General features: G+C 60.9%; 1 protein-coding gene. It reads left to right on the top strand.

Annotated features, from left to right (window positions below; all coding sequences use genetic code 11):
• Window positions 1–737: YqaJ viral recombinase family nuclease (locus tag ACZ9XP_RS17745; RefSeq protein ID WP_465188943.1), on the top strand; the 737-nt coding region annotated here is incomplete at both ends.

Below are 737 nucleotides of genomic sequence, written 5' to 3' on the forward strand. Positions count from 1 at the left end.
CCGGTACTCGCCACCGTGTACGCCGAGCAAACCGGGCGCAAGGTACGGCGGGTGAATGCGGTACTGCAAAGCCCGCAGCACCAGCACATGCTGGCCAACTTGGACCGCGAAGTACGTTGCGGGCGCGACGGTAATGGCATCCTGGAAATCAAGACCGCCAGCTACCACAGTGCGCCGCAGTGGGAAGAGGGCATCCCCGTCGCTTACCAGTGCCAGGTACTGCATCAGTTGGCCGTTACCGGGTTGGATTGGGCTGACGTGGCCGTACTGATTGGTGGCCAGGACTTCCGCATCTATCGCATTGAACGTGACGACGACAAGATCCTGGACCTGTGCGAACGCGAAGACGGCTTCTGGCAGCAAGTCACCCAAGACCAGCAGCCATCGCCCGATGGCTCGGACGACGCGGGCAGGGCGCTGAGCTGGATGTTCCCCCGCGACCAAGGCATCACCCTGGACCTGTCTGAATCGATGGAAGCCAACAGCCTGTTTGGTACCTTGCTTGCCCTGCGTGCCAAACAAGACGATCTCAGCCTGCTGGAAGCCCAAACCCGCCAGCAGCTGCAAAACATCCTCGGCACCGCCAGTGCCGCTGTGTTTGCCGACGGCAAAGTCAGCTGGAAGAAAACCAAAGACCGCACCAGCCCCGACCTGGACAAACTCAGTGCCGATTTCCCCGACCTGCTGCCGCAATACAGCAAAACCGTCGAAGGGAGCCGGCGCTTTCTCATTCACAC

This window comes from Vogesella perlucida, from assembly GCF_979366545.1.